16 protein-coding genes are annotated in these 20,254 nt (G+C 66.7%); 2 read left to right on the plus strand and 14 right to left on the minus strand.

What is annotated here, in order from left to right:
* Positions 1–32: 32 nt before the first annotated feature.
* From KZ491_RS05200 to KZ491_RS05250, 11 genes are all read right to left on the minus strand, one after another.
* Positions 33–1,268 carry a pyridoxal-dependent decarboxylase, exosortase A system-associated gene (locus KZ491_RS05200; RefSeq protein WP_222564834.1) on the minus strand — a complete coding sequence of 412 codons (1,236 nt, stop codon included), beginning with the start codon at positions 1,266–1,268 and terminating at the stop codon, positions 33–35.
* Positions 1,265–2,518: a glycosyltransferase family 4 protein gene (locus tag KZ491_RS05205; RefSeq protein WP_246606581.1), complete on the minus strand. Its 1,254-nt coding sequence runs from the start codon at positions 2,516–2,518 to the stop codon at positions 1,265–1,267. The genes KZ491_RS05200 and KZ491_RS05205 overlap by 4 nt, the downstream gene beginning before the upstream one ends.
* Positions 2,519–2,526: 8 nt before the next feature.
* Entirely contained in the window at positions 2,527–3,768 is a 1,242-nt protein-coding gene (locus KZ491_RS05210) for a GNAT family N-acetyltransferase (RefSeq protein WP_222564835.1), read from the minus strand.
* Positions 3,761–4,846, minus strand: coding sequence for a hypothetical protein (locus KZ491_RS05215; RefSeq protein WP_222564836.1), 1,086 nt, complete (start codon positions 4,844–4,846; stop codon positions 3,761–3,763). The genes KZ491_RS05210 and KZ491_RS05215 overlap by 8 nt, the downstream gene beginning before the upstream one ends.
* The gene (gene nadE / locus KZ491_RS05220) at positions 4,836–5,858 is read right to left on the minus strand and encodes an NAD(+) synthase (RefSeq protein WP_222564837.1); all 1,023 of its coding nucleotides are present in this window, start codon (positions 5,856–5,858) and stop codon (positions 4,836–4,838) included. The genes KZ491_RS05215 and nadE overlap by 11 nt, the downstream gene beginning before the upstream one ends.
* The gene (locus tag KZ491_RS05225; RefSeq protein ID WP_222564838.1) at positions 5,855–7,387 is read right to left on the minus strand and encodes a class I adenylate-forming enzyme family protein; all 1,533 of its coding nucleotides are present in this window, start codon (positions 7,385–7,387) and stop codon (positions 5,855–5,857) included. Before KZ491_RS05225 ends, nadE begins: the two co-directional genes overlap by 4 nt.
* Positions 7,384–7,641, minus strand: coding sequence for an acyl carrier protein (locus KZ491_RS05230; protein ID WP_222564839.1), 258 nt, complete (start codon positions 7,639–7,641; stop codon positions 7,384–7,386). Before KZ491_RS05230 ends, KZ491_RS05225 begins: the two co-directional genes overlap by 4 nt.
* 96 nt (positions 7,642–7,737) lie before the next feature.
* Complete coding sequence (locus KZ491_RS05235; RefSeq protein ID WP_222564840.1) at positions 7,738–8,994, minus strand: glycosyltransferase; 1,257 nt, start codon at positions 8,992–8,994, stop codon at positions 7,738–7,740.
* Positions 8,991–10,262 (minus strand): O-antigen ligase family protein, encoded by a 1,272-nt coding sequence (locus KZ491_RS05240; RefSeq protein WP_222564841.1) that lies wholly within the window; start codon positions 10,260–10,262, stop codon positions 8,991–8,993. Before KZ491_RS05240 ends, KZ491_RS05235 begins: the two co-directional genes overlap by 4 nt.
* 124 nt (positions 10,263–10,386) lie before the next feature.
* Complete coding sequence (locus KZ491_RS05245) at positions 10,387–11,505, minus strand: glycosyltransferase family 2 protein (protein ID WP_222564842.1); 1,119 nt, start codon at positions 11,503–11,505, stop codon at positions 10,387–10,389.
* Positions 11,506–11,520: 15 nt separating this feature from the next.
* The gene (locus KZ491_RS05250) at positions 11,521–13,089 is read right to left on the minus strand and encodes a lipopolysaccharide biosynthesis protein (protein ID WP_222564843.1); all 1,569 of its coding nucleotides are present in this window, start codon (positions 13,087–13,089) and stop codon (positions 11,521–11,523) included.
* Between the two features lie 175 nt (positions 13,090–13,264).
* On the opposite strand from KZ491_RS05250, the gene KZ491_RS05255 reads away from it, so the two are divergent.
* The gene (locus KZ491_RS05255) at positions 13,265–14,059 is read left to right on the plus strand and encodes a class I SAM-dependent methyltransferase (protein WP_222564844.1); all 795 of its coding nucleotides are present in this window, start codon (positions 13,265–13,267) and stop codon (positions 14,057–14,059) included.
* Positions 14,056–15,246: a glycosyltransferase gene (locus tag KZ491_RS05260; protein WP_222564845.1), complete on the plus strand. Its 1,191-nt coding sequence runs from the start codon at positions 14,056–14,058 to the stop codon at positions 15,244–15,246. The genes KZ491_RS05255 and KZ491_RS05260 overlap by 4 nt, the downstream gene beginning before the upstream one ends.
* On the opposite strand, the gene KZ491_RS05265 is transcribed toward KZ491_RS05260, so the two are convergent.
* Genes KZ491_RS05265 through KZ491_RS05275 form a run of 3 tightly spaced genes read right to left on the minus strand, consistent with a single transcriptional unit; the run spans position 15,243 to position 20,137 of the window.
* The gene (locus KZ491_RS05265) at positions 15,243–16,250 is read right to left on the minus strand and encodes an NAD-dependent epimerase/dehydratase family protein (RefSeq protein WP_222564846.1); all 1,008 of its coding nucleotides are present in this window, start codon (positions 16,248–16,250) and stop codon (positions 15,243–15,245) included. The two genes, KZ491_RS05260 and KZ491_RS05265, sit on opposite strands and share 4 nt — an antisense overlap.
* Positions 16,247–17,317 carry a Gfo/Idh/MocA family protein gene (locus tag KZ491_RS05270; protein ID WP_222564847.1) on the minus strand — a complete coding sequence of 357 codons (1,071 nt, stop codon included), beginning with the start codon at positions 17,315–17,317 and terminating at the stop codon, positions 16,247–16,249. The genes KZ491_RS05265 and KZ491_RS05270 overlap by 4 nt, the downstream gene beginning before the upstream one ends.
* Positions 17,318–17,359: 42 nt before the next feature.
* A complete protein-coding gene (locus KZ491_RS05275; protein ID WP_222564848.1) occupies positions 17,360–20,137 on the minus strand; it encodes a right-handed parallel beta-helix repeat-containing protein in 2,778 nt (925 codons plus the stop codon).
* Between the last annotated feature and the right edge of the window lie 117 nt (positions 20,138–20,254).

Genomic DNA, 20,254 nt, shown 5'->3' on the forward strand with positions numbered 1-20,254 from the left:
GCATGGCGCGCGTGGCCTTTCGCGGCCCAACCTCAGACCAGCGCTTCCACCACGTCGGGATGACCGAGGAAGCCGCGCGGACTCGCGCTGCGGCCGTAGGCGCCGGATTGGAAGACCACCACCAGATCCCCAACCTGCGCGACCGCCAGGTCCATCCGGTCGGCCAGCAGGTCCAATGGCGTGCACAGCGGTCCCACGACGCTGGCGACCTCTCGCGCGCCGGTGCGGGCGTTGATCGCTACCGGGTAGTTCCTGCGCAGTACCTGGCCGAAATTGCCCGACGCGGCGAGGTGGTGGTGCATGCCGCCGTCGACAACGAGGAACACCTGGCCCCGGGACAGCTTGCGGTCAACCACGCGGGTGACATAAAGCCCCGCCTCTCCTACCAGGTACCGCCCCAGTTCGATGACCAGATTCGCGCCGGGCATGTCGGTTTGCGCGCGTTGGGCCAGGGTGGCGAGGTTGTCGGCCACTGGCGCCAGGTCCAGCGGTGACTCCCCGGCCGTGTACGGAATGCCGAAGCCGCCACCCAGGTTCAAGCTGCGCATCGGGGCAGGCAGCACGTCCTGCCACTCCAGTGCCTGCTCGTAGCTGCGTGTCTGGGCCTCGACGATGGCTGCCTGGCGCAGGTTCTGCGAGCCGGCGAACATGTGGAAGCCCTCGAAGGCCAGGCCGGCGGCGGCGATCTCGCCCAGCAGCTCGGGCACCAGCTCGGAATCGACGCCGAACTGACGCGCCCCGCCGCTCATCTTCATCCCTGACGCTTTCAGCTCGAACGGCAGGTTCACGCGCACTGCCACCCGTGCCGGGCGCCCGTGGTCCTCGCTGGCGCGGGCCAGGATCGCGACCTCACGGAAGGACTCGATATTCACCAGGATGCCTGCCGCGCTCGCCTGCCGGAGTTCATCCTCGGACTTGCCGGGTCCCGCAAAGCTGATGTGTTCAGCGGCCATGCCCGAATCCAGCGCCACCCGCAGCTCGCCGGCAGAGGCCACGTCGATGCCATCGACGAGACCCGCCATGTGGCAGACCAGCGCCGGCATCGGGTTGGCCTTCATCGCGTAATGGATGTGAACCTGCGGCGGCAGCTGCGCGCGCAGGGCCGATGCCCGCTCGCTGAGGGCGGCGCGGTCGTACAGGTAACAGGGCGTGCCACCGACGGCGCTGACCACCCGCGACAACGGCTGGTCACCGGCCAGCAGCAACTCGCCGTCGCTGTCGCGTGGCCACTGATCCGCTGGATTGTATTTCCCCCCGGTCCCCGTCATGAAGGCAACGCCTTGCGGGCCAGAGCGGTATGGAAATCCAGCAGATCGGAGATGTTGTGCTGCCACTGCCGGTTGGCCGCGACGTAGGCGCGGGCATTCGCGCCCACTCGGGCCAGTCCGGCGACGTCGTTGCTGTGGGCAACAACCCGCTCGACGGCGGCGTCGAGGTCGCCCGCCTTGAACATCCACCCGGTCTGGTCCTCCACCAGTACCTCCCGGATCGGCTCGAAGTCCGGAGCCACCGGCGGGATGCCGCACGCCATGAACTCGAACAGTTTGACTGGTGAGGTGTAATCGCCGGCACTTGGCAGGATCGCCATGTCCATCGCCGCTAGCAGTCCCGGGACCTCATCGTGCGGGACCCGACCGGTCAACACCACCTGCGACCCGAGCGCGTGGGTGTCGACAAACTCCCTCAGCGCCGGATAGGTGGCGCCGTCACCCACCAGCAGCAGCTTCAGGTGCGGCGCCTCGGCGAGCCGGTCGGCGATGCGATGCACGAACGCGTCAATGGCGTGCCAAGGCACGAACGCGCCCAGGTACCCACAGACGACGTGCCCCTCCAGTCCCAGGCGCGCACGCGCCTCCTCGCGCTGGGCCGGGGTAAAGGTGAACTTGTCGATGTTGGCCGCATTCGGGGTGACGATGGCCGGGGCGATCGCCCCGTGCGCCGACCGCGCGCGGTCGCGGAACACCCCCGAAACGAACACCAGTCCCGAAGCGTTGCGCAGGACCCAGCCCTCGATGGCCATGGCCACCTTTTGGAAGAACAGGGGCCGGACGCGTTCCACTGTCGCCGAATCGTTGACCTCCAGGATGATCGGGATGCCGCGTTTGCGGGCGATCCGGATCGACTCGAACATGAACAACGAATAGCGCTCGTAGATGAAGTCCACGCCGGGGTTGCGCCGCAACCACGCGCGCAGGCGCCAGCCCGCCACAAGGTTGTAGGCGAGTTCCACCATCTCGAACAACGGCTCGGGCAGGCGGGTGACCGCACCCATCCACGGCTTCACCTGGCGGGTAGGCGACATGGCCTTGGGCGATGAATACGGATCCGCGCCGGGCAGCGAAATGATGTCGACATCCACCCCTTCGGCGCGCAGCGCATCGGTGATGCCGCGGATGTGCACGCCTTCCACGGCCTTGCCCTGCGTGCGGTGGTGATAGAGCACGCTACGCGCGCGCGGCCGGGTGTCGCCATCAGGCATGGTCATTTCCTTCTCGACAATGTGCATTTCGTTGGGCATCGCATGGTTCATTCCCCCCGCTGCCCGGCATCGGCGGCCAGCGCACGCGCCAGCGGCACACCAAAGGTGTTCTTGCCCAGCACCCTCGCTACCAGGCGCTCGCCGGACATGCGCGCGCCGTGGCGGCGGATATCGACCCAGTGCAGCCTGCGGGCGTCGGTGGCCAGGCGCCGCTTGTACTCCTGGGCGCCGGCAAGGAAGTCGAAATGGCTCCACCCCTCCCGCAGAGCCTGCTCGATCGTGGCGTGCAGCGCGGCAAGTCCCGGGCGGTCATGCTTGGGCAGCGCGCCGTAGTTCAGGCCGCTGTTGTAGTAGTAGATGCGATCGCGCCACGCCAGGTTGTAGACATAGCCGACGGTGAGCGGACCCGCGCTGACCCGGGTCATCCGGGTGAAACCCGTGGCCGCGCCGGCCCCCACCAGCGAGCGATGGAACCGGCAGAAGAACGGGCTCGAAAATGATCCCGGCTTGCCCTTGCTGTTCCAGTAACTGGTGTGCAGGGCAGCCATTTCTTCCAGCCAGGCCAGCGCGGTGGAGGCATCCTCGGCGACCTCCGCATGCAACTCTCCGTGGGCGCCGTAGCCGCGCCGGGTCTGGTTGAGCGATCCGCGGATGTTCGCCCCCAGACTGGCGTGATAGCTCCTGCCCTCCGCCCGCAGCGCCGCCAGGTCGACGAAGTACGACGGGCGCGCATCCACACTCGCCGCATCCAGACTTGCAGGCAACGCAGAGACAATGGCGTCGGCGTGCGCGGTGGCGCTGATCCTGAGCCGTCGCCAGCCCCTTCCCAAGCGCCTGATCGCTTCGAACAGCGCCTTGTAGCCTGCGGTTTCCGCACCCGTGCGCACCAGCAGCCCGGCGTATTCGATGGTGACCTGATCGATGCTCGCGTCGCCGGTTTCCTGCACCAGCAGTGAGTGACTGCCAAACAGCCTGCCCACGCCGCGCTCCGGCGCCTTGAACAGAAGAGCCAGCGCAAACACCCCCGACTCGTCGCAGGCGCGGAACACCAGCGGGCGGCACGTGGCTGGCAGCAACGCCAGCCAGGTCGATACCCAGGACCAGGAGGTGAACGGGGACGCGTCCGCCCGCGACTCCAGCCGGATCCAGTCCGCCGCCAGCCCCGGGTAGGCGTCGACCGCCACCAGTTCCGCACGTACCGCCGATTGGGCGTTTGCGCCCGACACCGCGACGGGCAAAAGACGGCTGGCCGTCAACATCTCCATGCCTGCGTCATCCCCCTTATCCATCCAGGTCGATATTCGTGAAGTGCAGGTCCGGCGAGCCCGCTGTGGACAGCTCGCGATTCAGCCAGCGACCGAATATCCGTTGCTTCCCGCGCTCGACGAAACCCGCCAATCGCCACGAGTCCATGCCGCCATCCGGCACGCAGACATGGATGCTGATAGCCGAGTAGCCCTCGCTGCGTGCATGGCGAACCAGCGCCTCCACCAGCTCCAGGGCCGGGCGTCCACCGCTGTCCGCGGACCAGAAATCCTGGACATCCAGCGTGTGCGGCCATTTTGGATCGACCTCGCAGGCGAACCAGGCCAGCGCATCGCCGCTTCGGGCGTCGCTGACCATCACGTAGCGGGTACTGGGATCAGCGGACCGGTCGAACCGCCAGCCCAGCATCCGGGTATCGCGCGTTGCGGTCAGCGCCATGCCCGGACCAGAGCGCGCCCAGATCTCGTCCATCCGACCGTCTGCGGCGTGGGTCCATTCGACTTTCAGCCCTGAGCGCGAGGACGTCTCGCGCATGCTATCCACAAGGTCCACGGCCCAGCCGGCGAGCTGCGCCAGCGGAGCCAGCAGAGCCGGCATCCGGCGCGCCAGGTAGCGGCCATGGCGCAACACTTTCACGTGGCGCTCCATGACACCCACCGGCCTCAGTCCGGCGCGTTTGAGCGCCGCGTCCGCACCCTCGCTGTTGCGCGGCAGGCCATAGATGAAGTCGAAACGATGCTTCCCGTCCGCCAACAACGCCTCCAGCAGCATCACGGCCGGTCCCAGCGAGCGGTGCTCGGCGTCGATCGCCAAATGCGACACCACGCCCACGCGGATGCGGTCGTCACCCAGGCTCATCACCCGCGGCGCGAGCAACGCAACGCCCACCTTGCGGCGGCTGCGCCCGTCCTCGAGGAAGCGCAACGCGGGCTCGCCAAACGGCGAGCGGTCAAACAGCGCATCAAAGCGTTGCCCGTGCACGTCGTCGGGTCCACTGAGGTTGTCGCGCCAGGCCTGAATGGTCGCGTTGCGTGCCTCGGCGATGCCGTCAGCCTCACCGATCAGGTAGTGCGGTTCGGCGACGGCGCATTCAACGCGCATGTCCTTGCTCCGCAACCCGGTCTTCCACCAGCGTTGGCCCCTGCCACGCGTCGCCCACCAGGATCGGTGGCTCATGCAGGTATCGCGTGGTGCGGCGCTTGTTGTCGATGTCGGCGTAGATCGACTCGGCCCGTGCGCGGTCGATGCCCAGCGCGTCGGCCAGCTGAGCCGCCGGGTAACCGTGGTCACGCGCCCACAAGGCGAGATCCATTTGCCGGTACGGCAAGGCAAAGTAGAACTCGTCCTGGCCCTGGGCGAGGCTGTAGGTGTCGGTAGTGGGCACGACGTTGCAGACCCGTTCGGGCAGGCCCAGGTGCCGTGCCATTGCGTAGACCTGGGACTTGTACAGGTGCGCGATGGGCTTGATGTCCGCCGAGCCGTCCCCGTTCTTGACGAAGAAACCCTGGTCGTATTCGAGATGGTTGGGCGTGCCGACCACCGCGTAGTTGAGCCGGTCAGCGTGGTAGTACTCCAGGGTCTTGCGGATGCGCTGCTTGAAATTGGTCGCGGCAACGATCTGCAGGTATTCGGACAGGCCGAGCGTGCGCTCGTGGACCTCTCCATCCGGTGACTCGGCGACCAGCTTGAAGACGTTGACGCGACCTTCGGTGCCACCGTCGATCGCGATCTTGAAGCGCCAGTCTTCCGCGAACGCAGGCAGCGCGCGGCGCACGGCGGCGTCGCGCTCGGAGTAGCAGCCGATTGCCTCCAGCGCAGGTGCGATATCGACCGTCAGGGTGCGGATGCCCAGGTGTGTGGCGAGTATCCCGGCACGAAGTGCGCTGTCGTCGTTGGAATCGCGCTCCGGCAGGATCAGCGCGAAGACCCGGTCCGGCCCCAGTGCACGGACAGCCAACGCGGCGCAGCATGAGGAATCGATGCCACCGGAGATCGCCACCACCAGTCCACGCTTGTGCAACACGCGCGCAGTGGCATCGCGCACGCGCGTGGCGATGCGATCCGCCTCCCGCTCCAGGTCGAGTTCGAGCACATCAAAGTCCAGCGCTTTCATTGCAACTCCTGCATGGCTGACGGTTCGGTCAACAGGACACGACGGACCTTGCCGGACGCCGTCCGTGGCAATGTCGCTATGAACTCCACATGGCGGGGGACCTTGTAGGTCGCCAGGCGCCTGCGGCAATGGGCCCGCACCAGATTGGCGTCCAGCGGCGGATCGCCGGAGGCCACGATGAACACCTTGACCACCTGCCCCAGCGTCGGCTCGTCGACCCCGACAACGGCCGCGTCGATCACCCCCGGCAACTCGAACAGCACCTCTTCCACGTCCAGTGGGTGCACGCGATGTGCGCCGGTCTTGATCATGTCGCTGCGGCGCCCGTCCAGGTAGAGATACCCCTCACCATCGAGATGGCCCATATCCCCGGTGCGAAGCCAGCCGTCGCGCAACACCAGGGCGGTGGCAGCCGGGTCATTCCAATACCCGGCCATGACGTTCGCGCCGCGCACCCACACCTCGCCCGCAGTACCTGCGGGGACACTGGCGCCGGCGTCGTCGCGCACCTCGATGCTGACCCCGCGGATCGCCTTCCCCGCCGAGCCGGGCTTGTCGTCCAGGCGCTCTGGCGGCAGCCACGCAAGGCGTGCCGTCGCTTCGGTCTGTCCGTACATGACGAACAGCCGCGCCTGCGGAATGGCATTGCGCAGTCGCTTGATGAGCGTGGGTGCCATCGCACCGCCGGCCTGGGTCAGGTAGCGCAGCGAGGACAGGTCGCGTCCGGCCAGCACCGCGCGGTCCAGCAGCAGCGAAAATGTCGATGCCACCCCGGGGAAGCCGGTGACCCGCTCACGCTCCATCAGATCGGCGACCATCTCCGGAAACACGAGGTTCGGCTGCAGCACCAGGCGGCCACCCGCTGCCAGGTGCGTGTGCAGCACCGAGGCACCGTAGGAGTAGTAGAACGGCAGCACCGACACCGCGCTGTCCTCTCGCGTCAACGCCAGGTACTCGATGATGGCGTCGGTGTTGGCCACCACGTTGGCGTGGGTCAGGGTCACGCCCTTGGGCGCACCGGTGGTGCCTGAGGTGTACAGGAGGGTCGCGACAGGCTGGAAGATGTGCGCCGCAGATGCCACCGGCGCGGATTCGACGGCATCCTGCCAGTTGATGCCGCCCGTGGGCTCCTCACCCGCACCTGTGACAACGCGTTGCAGCGTGACCCCGGCCTCGGCGAGTGCCAATGCGATCTCGGTGTTGTCGGCCTCGTGGACCAGCAGCGTCGCCCCCGAATGCCGAAGCCAGGCGCCCAGTTCGCGTCCGCGTGCCTGTGCGTTCAACGGCACCGCCACGCACCCGGCCAGCCAACTGCCGTAGCACGCCACCACTGCTTCAAGACAGTTGGGAAGGACGATGGCGATGCGCTCGCCCGCGCCGAGACCCTGAGCATGCAGGAAACCGGCAAATCCCTTTACACGCGCCGCGAGCTCCGCGTAGTCGATCCGGCGATCGCCATCAACGATCGCACCCAGCCGCGGATGGGTTCGGGCAGTGACGAGCAGCCGGGATGCCAGCGATTTCGTCATACCACGCACGCTGCCATTTTTCGCGCCATGAACGCGCTGATCATGTCGATCGAATCGAAATTGGCCGGGATCATTTCCGCGGCTTCAACGCGGATGCCGTAGGTGCCTTCCAGGAACTCGACGAGCTCCAGGATCCCGGTCGAGTCCACGACGCCCCCGCGGATAAGCGATGCGTCATCGGCCAGCGCCGCGGCATCCTCGGTGAAGAGGTAATTGCCGAGGATGAAAGGCTTGATCGTCTTCTTGAAGTCCATCGCAGTCGTTGCTTCCCAGCATCAGATACCAGTTAGAACGGCAACCCCGGCGACAACCGGCCGGGACACCTCGACGCACGGGCTTGCGCGCCTTCGCTAGCGACCAGACGCCCTGAAGCCCGCCAGCACCCGCGTGCACGCATCCAGGGTGTCGACGGCAACGTCGTGCCAACCGCGACGCATCGAGGCGGCCATTGCAGCCCGGTCCCAGTCGGCGTCCAGAGCGACCTCCAGGGCGCGCTCCAGGGCGGCGGGATCACGCGGGGACACGAGCAGGCCATTGCCTTTGCGCACAATCTCGCCTGCCCCACCCACGTCGCTGACCACGACCGGGCAGCCGCACGCGATGGCCTCGACGACCACGTTGGGGTAGCCCTCCGACCAGCTCGGCAAGGTCAGCACATCCGAAGCGCCAATCCATTCCGCGACACCCGTCGGCTCCATGCCACCGGGCAGATACACCTGCGCTTCGATGCCATGGGCCCGCAGCAGCTCTGGCAGCTGCCGTCGCATCACACCATCACCGACCAGGGCCAATCGCGCGCGCGGATCGCGCCCGGCGATGGCGGCGAATGCCTGCAGCAGTTCCATCAGCCCCTTGGACTCGACGAACCGGCCGACATACACCAACAGCCGCACGTCAGCGTCCACTCCCAGCTGCGCGCGCATCGCGGCACGCTCGCGCGGGTGGAACACCGCGGTGTCGATCCCGTTGACGATCGTGCGCACCTTGGCCGGGTGGGCACCAAACGTCTCGATGGCGGCGGCCCGCATCGCCTCGCTGACCGTCAGCACCTGATCCGCGCCGGCGAGGACCTTGCGCGTGAGGTGGGCGTTGATACCGGACCGCACGTGGATGTCGGAGCCTCGCGCACCGACGATGCACGGAACTCCCAGCCGCCGCGAAGCACGGAGGGCGGCATAGCCATCGGGATAGACCCAGTACGCGAGGACCAGATCGGGCCGGAACGCGCGCAGGCGCGGGATCAGGGCGTGGCCGCCAACCATGCCGTTGGTTGCCCGCGATACGCCGGGGATGCCCGGGTAGGTGTAGGGCTCCAGGTCGATGCCATCCAGGGTGTAGTCCGGGCCGACCTCGCCGTGCAGGAAGCTGCGCGGGGCAAGCCCGGGCAGGCGCAGGTAGCGCACCTGGGGCAGAAACACCCGCACCGTCGCCAGGCGGCTGAGCGCGCGGGCGGTCTCGTGGATGTAGCGGCCGCGCGTCTTGTCGTAGGGCACCGGCAGTATCGGGGTCACCAGCGCGATCCGCAGCGGCACGCCGTCGTCGACGCCATCGGGTGCCGCCGCTCGTGGCGACAGTGCCGTATCAGAGGAAGGCCCGAGCCCGTTCATGACATCGCCAGCAGTACTTTCAGCAGCCCGTAGAAGCCCACGACCGCCACGCACGCCAGCACCAGCCAGCGCAGCAGGTCCTGGCCAAGATTGAACGGCACCACGTCGGGGAAACGCTCACGCACGGCGGTGAAATGCGCCACCACCACGGCACTGAGCAGGTACGGCAGCATCACGTAGCTGCGGCTGAGGAAGAACGCGGTGGCCGCATACCCGACCAGCGACACCAGCAGTGTCATCGCGATGGCGCGATCGCGTCGCCATTCAATGACGTCATCGTCGTCGGACAACTCCGGGGCGTGGCGGAGGATCCGCACCATCATCCAGAAGCAGTAACCCAGGAAGGAGAACCACAGAAAGAACCCGATGAATCCGTTCTCGGCCAGCACGAGGATCAGTGAGTTGTGTGCGGTGAGCTCGTTGTATTCGGTGAACCGGTCCGTGCCGACGCCCATCACCGGGTGGGCAATGAACATCTGCATGCCTTCGTACCAGGCTTCCACGCGACCGGTGGCGGAACGTTCCTGCACGTCGAGCTGGTCCAGACGCGACGGCAGGAGTTTCAGCAGCGTCAGGCACACCGCGGCCATGACGCCTGCGGTAACCGGGCCACGGCGCTGCCAGAGATACGCGCCGCTCATCACCACCAGGGCCAACAGTGATCCGCGCGAGTTGGTCAGCAATATCCCGTATAGCAGCAAAGCCGTGCCGCCCAGCCAGACCAGACGCCGCAGGCCGAGCAGGCCACCGCGGCTGCTCAGGTAAAGCGCCATCGGCACGCAGATCACGAACAGCATGCCGAGGTCATTGGGGTCACTGAAGATGCCCAGGTACTGGATCCGCCCGTCGTCGATCAGTGGCATCCCGGTCCAGCCCAGCCCGGTCGCGGACTGCTTGATGCCGTGGACCGCCAGCAACATGGCGCAGGCGGTGAACACGCCGATGACAAACACCACCCTTTTGCGGGTCAGCGCGGTGTTGGCCAGCAGCACGAACGCGACCAGGGTGGGCGCAAACACGTTGAAGTGCTCCAGCGCGCCGCCACTCCAGCCATTGACCGCAATCGACAGGCTGGTGACCAGCAGGAACAGCGCCAGGAGAAGGTACTGGGGCTCGTCGAAACGCTTGTGTCGGGACGGCAGCCACGCCACCAGCGCCGTGATCAATGCGATCGGCAGGAAAGGAACGCCCGCCTGCGCCCACTGCGGATACTCCTGCGGCCGCACCAGGACCAGCACCAGGTAAATCACGATGAAAATGAAAGGCATCAAGATCCGGCATCTCCCCCAGAGCCATCGATCCGCAGACCACACGGCCGTGCCGCAGTGAAGCGGGCTTGTTGCAACACGCTCCTCGACACGGACAGACAACGCGAGACGCGCGCGAAGGGGGTCACCACAGGTGCAGCGTCCGCCGACGCACGAAGGCCACCGTTGCCTGGGCGGAATAAAGATTCATGTGCACGAACGCGACCAGCATCCGCACCGGCCACCACGCCGCGAGCCGTGGCAATGCGGGCGCCACCGCTACCACCACGATGACCAGTCCGGCAGCGACCAGACAGGCCAGGTAGAAGGGGTGCTTGGAGGCCAGCAAGCACGCGGCCAGCAGCATCAACACCATCGCCCACGGCGCGACCAGTCGCAGCAGCTTGTGGCAGAGGAAGCGGAACCAGATCGGGTTCTGCAGCGGGTTGACCAGCCACGGAGCGAGTTGCACCAGCTGCAGATTGCCAGCGAGCGTGCGGACCTTGCGCACGCGCTCATCGCCGGCCGAGGCGGACGCGTGGTCCCATGCCCGCGCCCCCGGCTCGAACACTACCCGCCTGTGCGCCCGGACCACCTGCATCGGAACCAGAACATCATCCAGCACGGTGCCCTCGGGGATCGGTCGGAACAGTTCCCTGCGCACCGCATACAGCGCGCCGCTGACGCCCACGACCGACCCGCTGCGGCTCTCCGCCTGCCGGATTGCTTTTTCGTAACGCCAATACGCGTCCACGCTGGCGGCAAACCCGGTGTCGGGATGCTCGAAACGCAACTCGCCGCCCACGGCGCCCACCGCGGGGTCTGCCAGACACGCCACCAGCGCGCCCAGCGCCTCCTCTTCGATACGTTGGCGCACGTCCACCATCAGCAGGATGTCGCCGGTGGCCACCGACACCGCGTCGTTGAGGCAGGCGGCCTTGCCGCGACGCTGGTCAAACTCCAGCACCCGCACCCGCGGCGAGCCGACGGTACGACACGCCTCGGCAGAATTGTCGGTACAACCGTCGCACGCCACCACCACATCAAGCAGCGCCGCCGGGTAGGCCATCGCCAGCAGGTTGTGCAACTTCGCTCCGACTCGCGCTTCGCCGTCATGCACACAAAGGATTGCCGTGACGGTGGGGGTGACATCGGCGCGCGCCACCGGTTTCGGCCGCAGCGTCGCCCACACCCGCACCCACACCGGATATCCCGCATAGGTAAACGCGACCAGCGCCGCGCAGCCCCAGAAGACAACGCTCATCGTCGCCGCCTCCGTTCAGTGCTCATCGGGCAGCCTGTCAGCCCAGCGCCGGATGGGAGCCGCCACGCGATCGTGGATGCGCGGGTATTGGGCCAGGAACCCCAGCAGCAGCGATGCATCGGGCCCACGCCAGGCGCCAAAAGCGAGACTGCAGGCAGCAAAGACCACTGCGTAGACGATCCCTGCGACCCAACCGATCCACTGCTCCGAAACCACGGCCATCGGCACGGCGGCGACCCCGGCGGCGACCACGGCGGCGGCCAGCAGACGGCCCAGTTCACGCAGCGGCAGACGCATGTCCATCATCCGCGAGATGCCGCCGGCAATGGCGATGAAAACGATCAGGCGCGATCCGGTATGCGCCGCCACCGCGCCCATCAGTCCGTACCTGGGCACCAATGCAAACGCCAGCGCTGCCGTGATCCCGAGCGACACCAGGACGAAGACCACCCGGATCCGCTGGTTATCGGTCGTGGAAAGAAGCGCGTGCAGCGCGGACTCGGCCAGGGTCAGCCCGGTGACACCGATCATGATCTGGAACGGAAGGATCACGCCGGTATAGGCGTCCCCATAGAGCAGACTGACCGCTGGCGCAGCAACCAGCACGCCAACCCCGCCAATCAACAAACCGATGAACGAGTAATAGCGCATCGCGCTGGCCATGATCCGCCCGGCGCGCTGGTCGCGTCCTTCGCCAAACGCGTGCGCCATCATCGGCATCAGTACCGTGGACAGGCCCGCGGACAGCATCTCGATGCCGCCCCGGGTCAGGGCCCCGGCAATCGCAAAGTAGCCGACCGCAGCGGCGCCCACCAGGTCGTTCAGCAGCCAGGTCTCGATGGACTTGTTGTTGAAGGCGTAGGCCGTGGTCAGGATCACCGTCCAGAACAGGTGCGGGCGCAACCGGCCCAGCAACTCCGGAGGCAGGGGCGCGCGCGTGGGGCCCAGGTCGCCCGCGCGCAACAGCAATCGCGAGGACAGCGCGTAACCGGCGCTGGTGGCGGCGAACAACGCCATGTAGGCGATCAATCCGGCGCCCGTCTGCATCAGTAGCAGCACGGCGATCATGTTGATCACGCTCATCACCACCGATGAGGTCGCCTCGACGCCGTAGCGCCCATATCCCTTGCCAACGGACGCGTCGAACATGAAGAGTGCCTTGGGCACCGCTGCCGCCAGCGTCAGCGCGACAAAGACCCGGGCGCGGTCTTCCCAGCCGGCTGGCATGACGAACGGAACCAAGGCCGCGAATGCGACCGCAATCAGCACCAGGCACGCGTACTGGCGACGCCGCGCCCAGCCATGCACGGCGCGCGCCGTTTCCGGCGACTGTCGCCCCAGGCTCTCGGAGATGAAGCGCAGCGCGGTTGCATTCAGGCCGTTGTTGCCAACCATGATCAGCAGGCCCACCAGCCAGACCACGTAGGAGTACCGCCCAAAATCGTCCGGCCCCAAGGCGCGCGCGACAATGATGCTGGCCAGCAACCCGAGTGCGTAGGTCACGTAGGTTGAACCCATCACCAACATGGCGCCGCGGATGGCGGCGAGACCGCTGAACTGGTGATTGATCTGTTCTGACGCCACAGGGTTTTATCGCAATCTGGCGAAGGCTACTGGGGCAAACGCATAGCGGTACCCCTGTCGGCCAAGCGGCCTTTCCCGCGGCAGGCCGGAAACTCCCCTGCAGTCCGTTTGCTTGTGTATGCACGCGGCGGCCCTGGCCGACGCAAAACAGCGTCCCCAACCTGTGGAGTGCGGATTGAACAGTGATGCCTACCGGACTGCGGCCGTGGTTCGCGATTTTGCCAGCCGTTCCGCACTGACCCCGGCGGAGGTCGCCGCGCTCGGTGAGGTCTGGCCGTTGGTCCGCGGCGACGTGCTTGACGTTGGCGTCGGCGGCGGACGGACCACCGGGTATCTTCTGGGCGTCGCCCGCAGCTATCGCGCACTCGATATCTCCGACGCGATGATCGCCGCATGCCGCAACCGGTTTCCGGACGTCGATACCCACATCGGCGATGCAAGGACCCTGGAGGGTCATGAAAACGGCAGTTACGACCTGGTCCTGTTCTCGTTCAACGGCATCGATTACGTCGAGTTTCACGAGCGCGCCTCGGTGTTGGCGGCGTTCATGCGGGTGCTCCGCCCGGGCGGAGCACTGGTCTATTCCTCGCACAACCTGCGGGTCCTGGGTGGCCGTTTGCCTCCGCTGTCGCGAGCGCATGTGCTCCGGACTGCCAATCCATTGCGGCTGGCCGTTCGCGTCGGTCGCGCGATTGCCTCCAGCGCGCGTCGCGCGCGCAACAGACGGCGGCTTGCACACAGGCAGGTCATGGGCGAGTCCTTCGCAGTGGTCAATGACGAGGCGTACGAGCACTCCCTGCTGACGGTGTATGTCGACCCGGACCACGAGCGGGCAAGTCTGAATGCGGCAGGCTTCACCGACGTTACTGCGATCGACCTGGTCGGCCGCCGAAACCCGGCCGCGTTTGATGACCCGTGGATCTACTACGTCGCCCGCAAACCTGCCGCCGGCGCCTTCGTCCCCGCGTGACCGTCATCAATCTGCCAACCGCCCCGGAGATCAAGCGCGATGAACGCGCCGCAACGGCGGCAAGACCGCGGGACACGGGCATCGTCCACGTCGTGGACTGCCTGGAAATGGGCGGGCTGGAGCGTGTCGTCACCGATCTGGCGATCGAGCAGGCCCGCTGCGGACACCGGGTCTTCGTCTTCAGCATCACCGGCAGCGGAAGCTTCGCCGCCGAGTTGGAGTCGGCCGGCGTAGCGGTCGTGGTCGGCGACAAGCGGCGTGCCTTCGACACCCGGGTGATTCGCGCCCTGCGACGCGCCGTGATCGATTGCGACGCCGATATCGTCCACACCCACAACTTCGTACCCAACTACTACGCCGCCATCGCCCTGGCCTGGCCTTCCGGCCGGCGCCGCGTGCTGGTCAACACCTGCCACAACATGGGGTCACGACTGTCCAACCGTCGCCTGCGCTGGCTGTACCGCCTTTCCCTGCCGTGGACCGCGCGGGTGGCCATGGTGGGAGCCCAGGTCCAGGACCATTTCGTCGGCTCCGGCATGGTCCGCGCGCAGCGGGCACAGGTGCTGCTCAATGGCATCCCCACCAGGCGATTCGCCAGTGGCGCGGAGGCACGCCGCGCCGCGCGCACGATTCTGGGAGTGGCGCCGGACGCCATGCTGGTCGGCGCGGTGGGCAGGCTGGTCGCGCTCAAGCACCACCGCCTATTGCTGGAGTTGATGCCCGCCCTGGCCGCGGCCTGCCCGGCCGTCGAGCTGGTCCTGCTCGGAGACGGCCCCTTGCGCGCGGAGCTGGAAGCACTGGCCGACTCGCTGTCCATCCGCGGGCGCGTGCACTTCCTCGGCGCACGCGCGAATGTCGCCCAGCTTCTGCCAGCGCTGGATGTATTCGCGTTGCCATCGTTGACCGAGGGACTGTCGATTGCGCTGCTCGAGGCCGGCGCTGCCGGACTCGCGATCGTGGCAACGGCGGTGGGCGGCAACCCGGAAATTGTCTCCGACGGGCGCACCGGCCTTCTGGTCCCGCCCGATGATCGCGAGGCGACGCGCGAAGCCCTGGAAGCACTGCTCCACGACGACGCTTTGCGAACGCGTCTGGGCAGCGCCGCAAGGGAATGGGTCTGCGCGAACGCCTCGATCGAGGCGATGCGACGCAGCCACGACACGTTCTACGCGGCCGCCCGTGCCTAGTCCATGCGCTGCGAAAAATAATCGAAGGTGCGTTGTAGACCGTCGCCGGTGGTGACCCGCGGCTGCCAACCCAGGCGCTTGAGGGCAGCGTTGGGATAGCGGAAGTCGCGGTACATCGAGCGGACCACGTACGGCGTGAACACCGCCGGCAACTGGCCCCTGGATGCCTTGTTGTAGCGCACCAGCAACCTGGAGCCGAGCAGGAACAGCCAGTACGGAACAGGAAACACCCGCAAGCGCTCCACGTTGTCCCGATACCCGCGCAGGTAGGTGCTGCAGCTGGGCAGCTCGTCGTCGACCACGTTGTAGGCATGGCCATCGACACCGGCCACCGCCGCCCGCGCGATCGCATCGGCACAGTTCTCGACGTAGGTCAGTGGCAGGGTCGCTTTGCGTCCCAGGTTGAAGAACAGGCCCAGCGCGCGAATGCCGACGCGCGATGACAGCGCGCCGCCGCCCGGCCCGTAGATCACCCCGGGTCGCAGCACCACGGTCTGGAAACCAAAACGTTCGCGGTACTCCTCCAGCAGGTGCTCCTGACGCGTCTTCGCGTAGGCGTACGGCCCCTTGTCGATCCCGACTGTTTCGACGGCCACCGACTCGTCGTGCATCGCAGTGTCGGCAAGCGGCTCGGTGCGATAGACGGAGAACGAACTGACGAGCACGATCCGCCCCACTCCGGCCGCACCAGCTGCATCCAGGAGGTTGCGTGTCCCCACCACGGTATTGGCGAACATGTCGGCCGGACTGCCGCGCATTCCCGCCGCCGCATGCACCACGCAATCCACATCCGCCACCAAGCCGGTAGCGTCCGGGGCGTACAGCAGGTTGCCCAGCACCACTTCGATGCGCGCATCCGGGTGGGCTTGCTTCAGCTGCGTGACAAAGTCCTCCGGCGCGGAGTGGCGGAAGTGGAGCTTGAGAACCGCGACATCCTCCGCAAGAAGGCTCCGCGCCAGGTGTCGGCCAAGAAACCCGCCCGCTCCCGTCAGCAGCACCCTCATGCGCGCACCTCCAGCGCCACCACGATGGCATCGATCATCCTTGCCACGCGCAGGATCTCCTCGTGCGGTACCGGGTCCACGCCGTTGTCTTCAATGGCGGCGTAGAACTGCTCCAGCAACACCCGCATGCATTGGAAGTAGTGGGACTCGTAGCGCCCGAACGCCGCCACGTTGCGCAGCGCGTTGCCACCAAAGCGCGACGCCTGCACCCACGGTGGGAACAACCGGCCGAGCGCGCTGGGTTGGGTCTGACGGGCCGCACGCACCAGGGTCCGGCACGAGTAGTCCAACTCGACCGTGTCGTGACTGCCATACACCTTCAACGTGTGCGCAACCGGGCGCGCGTGCGAGCTGACAATGCCGCTCGCGGTCACGCCGTTGCCGCCGCACAGCATGAACCGCAATTCGTCGGGCATCGCGTCGATCGCCTCGTTGCCGCTCGCCGGTCGTCGTCGCAGACCGATCGCCTGCACCGTGAAATCGTCATCGAAGTGGGCCACCAGCTTGGCCAGGACATGGTCCAGCACGTTGTGGAACAGCTTGCCGGGCAGCCGATGGACCCAGTGCATCGGGTCGGACATCACTGCCGTGCCGTAGTCACCGGCGAGGTTGTAGCCGAACGCGGTCTCCAGGTGGACGACGCTGCCAAGCGTGCCGGCGTCGAGCAGGTCGCGCAGGCCCAATGCGGGCGACTCGAAGTTGTACAGGTAGTTGACACTGACCCGCTTGCCGGCGACCCGCGCCGCCGCAAGGATCTGCGCAGCCCCCTTTGCATCGGGTGCGAACGGCTTTTCGACAAAGACGTGGCAGCCCATTTCCAGGGCGGCACAAGCCAGCGCGACGTGCGAATCCGGCGGCGTGGCCAGGTGCACCACGTCCAGGCGCTCCTCGCGGACCATCCGGGCGAAGTCGGTATGACGGGTAAGCCCCGGCCAGCGCTGCGCGAACTGCTCCACCATCAGCGGCTCGCGGTCGCACGCCGCGACCAGCTCTGCCCTGGCCACGGTCTGCAGTTGTTCTGCGTGGCCATCGGCAATCTTGCCGCAGCCCACGATCCCCACCCTCATGCGGACGATCCCCTTGCTTCGGTTCCCGGTGCGCGTCGGCTGTCAGCTGACGAAGGCATTGCGCTCCTCGGTGCCTGACGCGCCGGCCCTCGTTTGTGTTTCCTGGCAGTGGTTGATGCCGTAGGCGGGTCGTGGAATATCGAAATCGCGATAGCCACCCGGGTTCCCGGACAGCCCGCACTCCGCCGCCTTGATGATGTTGTAGGTCTCGCGTGCGCTGACGTAGTGGAGTTTCCAGTGCTCGCCATCGTTGTAGCGCGACTCCATGTACGTGTACGCCTCGTCCATCGCGCTGCCCAGCAAGGTATCCATGTCCACCTCCTCGGCGCCGTGCGTGTGCACCTTGACAATGATCCACTCCGGCCGCCCGGCGACATGGATCCCGGTCTTGACCCAACCGTCGATACGTTCGGGCGTGGGCGGGCTGCCGGCACGCACATCGGCGTTTTCGATGCGCGGAAAGATGCCGAACTTGCGGTCCTTCCACCGCAAGCCCAGCGGCCCCTGGATGATCATCAGGTCGCCTTCCGCAACCCCGCCCGTCCGCACCCGCACGCCGGTGTCATGGGACTTGCTCCGGGTCGGATCGCCCTTGGCGTAGTAGATGCTGTTGATGGTTCGCGTCTGGCACGGATCCGGCGCTGCCGGCAGGGTGAAATCCGCATAGCAGCCCTGCTCGCGCAGGATGACCAGCTCGTTGCTGACTCCGCAATGGCGACCGCTGGGGTGGGAATTGTCCAACGCCCAGTTGCCGTGGATGAACGCCCAGCGCGGCTGGCCGGAAAACGGGTCGCGGGGCAGCGCATCGTGACGTCGGGCAAGCACTTCGGTGAACCCGGACAGCTTCTCGCGCAGCCCTACCTCGGTATCGTCGTCGTGATGCAGGTGGATCTCGATCTCGCCCAGTCCCTGTCGGCAAAGCTCCACCAGTGCATCGATGTGCTCGGGCCGGTACTCCTCCTCCGGGTAGAAGAAGGTATGCACGGGCGGCCGGCCGTCGGAATCACGGTGCGGGCCACACAGCGTTGGCAGGTCGCGGCTCCAGCGTGCGACACGGGCGCGTTCAACCGCCAGGCCCGGACTCTGCCAGCCCGGTTCGTAGTGATCGACAAAACAGAACAGCAGATGCCGGGTGGTGCCTGCCGCAACCGGCTCGCGCCAGTCTTGGCGCAGGTACGCCCACAGCCAGCCGGTGACGTTGCGCTTGCGGATCAGTAGTACCCCGTAGGCAATCGCCCCCAGCATCAACACCAGCGCGGCAATCCAGGGCGCCATGGATAGCCAGCGGCGTTGCTTGGCTGGCAGGGCTTTCGCGAATGGCGCCAGGGCGAGAAGCGGTGACCCGGCGGCGGTGCTTCCTGCCGACTCACTCGGACGCAGGGTCATCGGAACCACACCCACCGTGGCAGGCGCGACGCTTTGGAACGCGCCGATGGTGTACGGCGGTGTCCGTTTGGCGCCCTCGATGTCATCGCTGATGTCCGCCACGATGGTGCCCGCTCCGACCGCGGGGCTCCCCGCCAGAGGCTTGCCATCGTCGGCCAACGGAAAAACGGCAAGCAGACTGTCGCCATCAGAGCCGGTCGTCCTGCGCCATTGCGACAATGAGCCTGCGGACGCCGGCAGTAATCCGGGCCCCGCGCGGTTGTCCACAAAGCGGCAGCCGGCGTCCTCGAACCCGTTCCAGTTGCTGCCCGGCGAGCCCTCCAGCCCCAGCAGCCCGCCCAGCTCATCGGATCGCCGGATCTCGATGCAGCGACCGCCCTGCATCCGCACCAGGTTGTTGAGCACTCGCGGATTGACGCTGGGCGGGCGCCCCACGTGCGAGCCCCAGTCCTGGAAACTGATGCCGAAATAGAGCGCCGCGTGGCCGACCCGGGCCGCGTCGATGATCGTGTTGTTGGCGACGACCGCATCCTTCGCCGCGTACAGCCCGATACCCGCGTAGGCGGTGTTGCGGACCACGTTGTTGCGCACGATCCCCCGGATCGATTCGTAGTAGCGCGGGTTCTTGCTGATGTCGAAGTACTCCGGGCTGGTATCAAAACCCACCAGGATTCCGGCGACGCCCGTGTTTTCGATCCGGTTACGCTGAATGACCACGTCCGCCGCGCCGCCTTTGAAGTACAGGCCGGTGGTCGCGATGCCGTGGATCCAGCTGTCCTCCACCAGCATCGAGGAGCCGTTGACGTTGTCGATGCCGTCGGCGTTCATGTCGTCGGTCGGCGTACCCGGCGGATAGATCAAACCGGTGTTGCGGATCTCGGTGCGTCGTACCGTCACGTTGTTCGACTGTGGCGTGATCTTGATGCCATCGCGGCCGGTATCGCGGATCAGCAGGTCCTCAAGGAGGATGTTGGACGCACCGGTGTTGCCCTCGGCGTCGCCCTGGGACCAGTTGGTCTGCATCATCACCCCGTACACGCCGCCACCACTGATCTCGAGGTTTCTCAGCGTGCTGCCCGACGCTGACGGGTCGATCTGGATGGTCACACTGTCGGGTGTGTGGATGTCGCAGTGCACATGCGCGCGCTCGCCGGGATAGGACTGCAGGGTGAGCGGTACCCGCAGGCGCACATCGCATTCGTTGTAGGTGTTGTCGCCCGGCGGTCCGCGCAGCACGATCGTGTCGCCTGCCCGGGCGATGCCTTCGTTCTGCGCCAACAGGTGCTTGATGGTGCGGAATGGCGACTGCAAACGTCCGTCGCCGGTGGTGTCGCTGCCGGTCGTGGACACGAACCATTCCGCCGCAAGAGCCGGCTGGGCAAGCAGACTGGACAGGCAGACCAGCCCGGACAACAGGGCGCGCAAGCGGCGCATTGGCCGGATGCCGGAGCGGCTGGAGTCGCGGCCCGGTCTGCCGGTTCTCGGCGGCGGGAGCGGGGTCGGGAGTCTCTGCGCCTTGTGCATGATTTCTACAACGGCGATTGCCGCCAT

Origin of the sequence: Novilysobacter antarcticus, from assembly GCF_019802285.1 — a bacterium.
GTDB classification, from domain to species: Bacteria; Pseudomonadota; Gammaproteobacteria; order Xanthomonadales; family Xanthomonadaceae; genus Novilysobacter; species Novilysobacter antarcticus.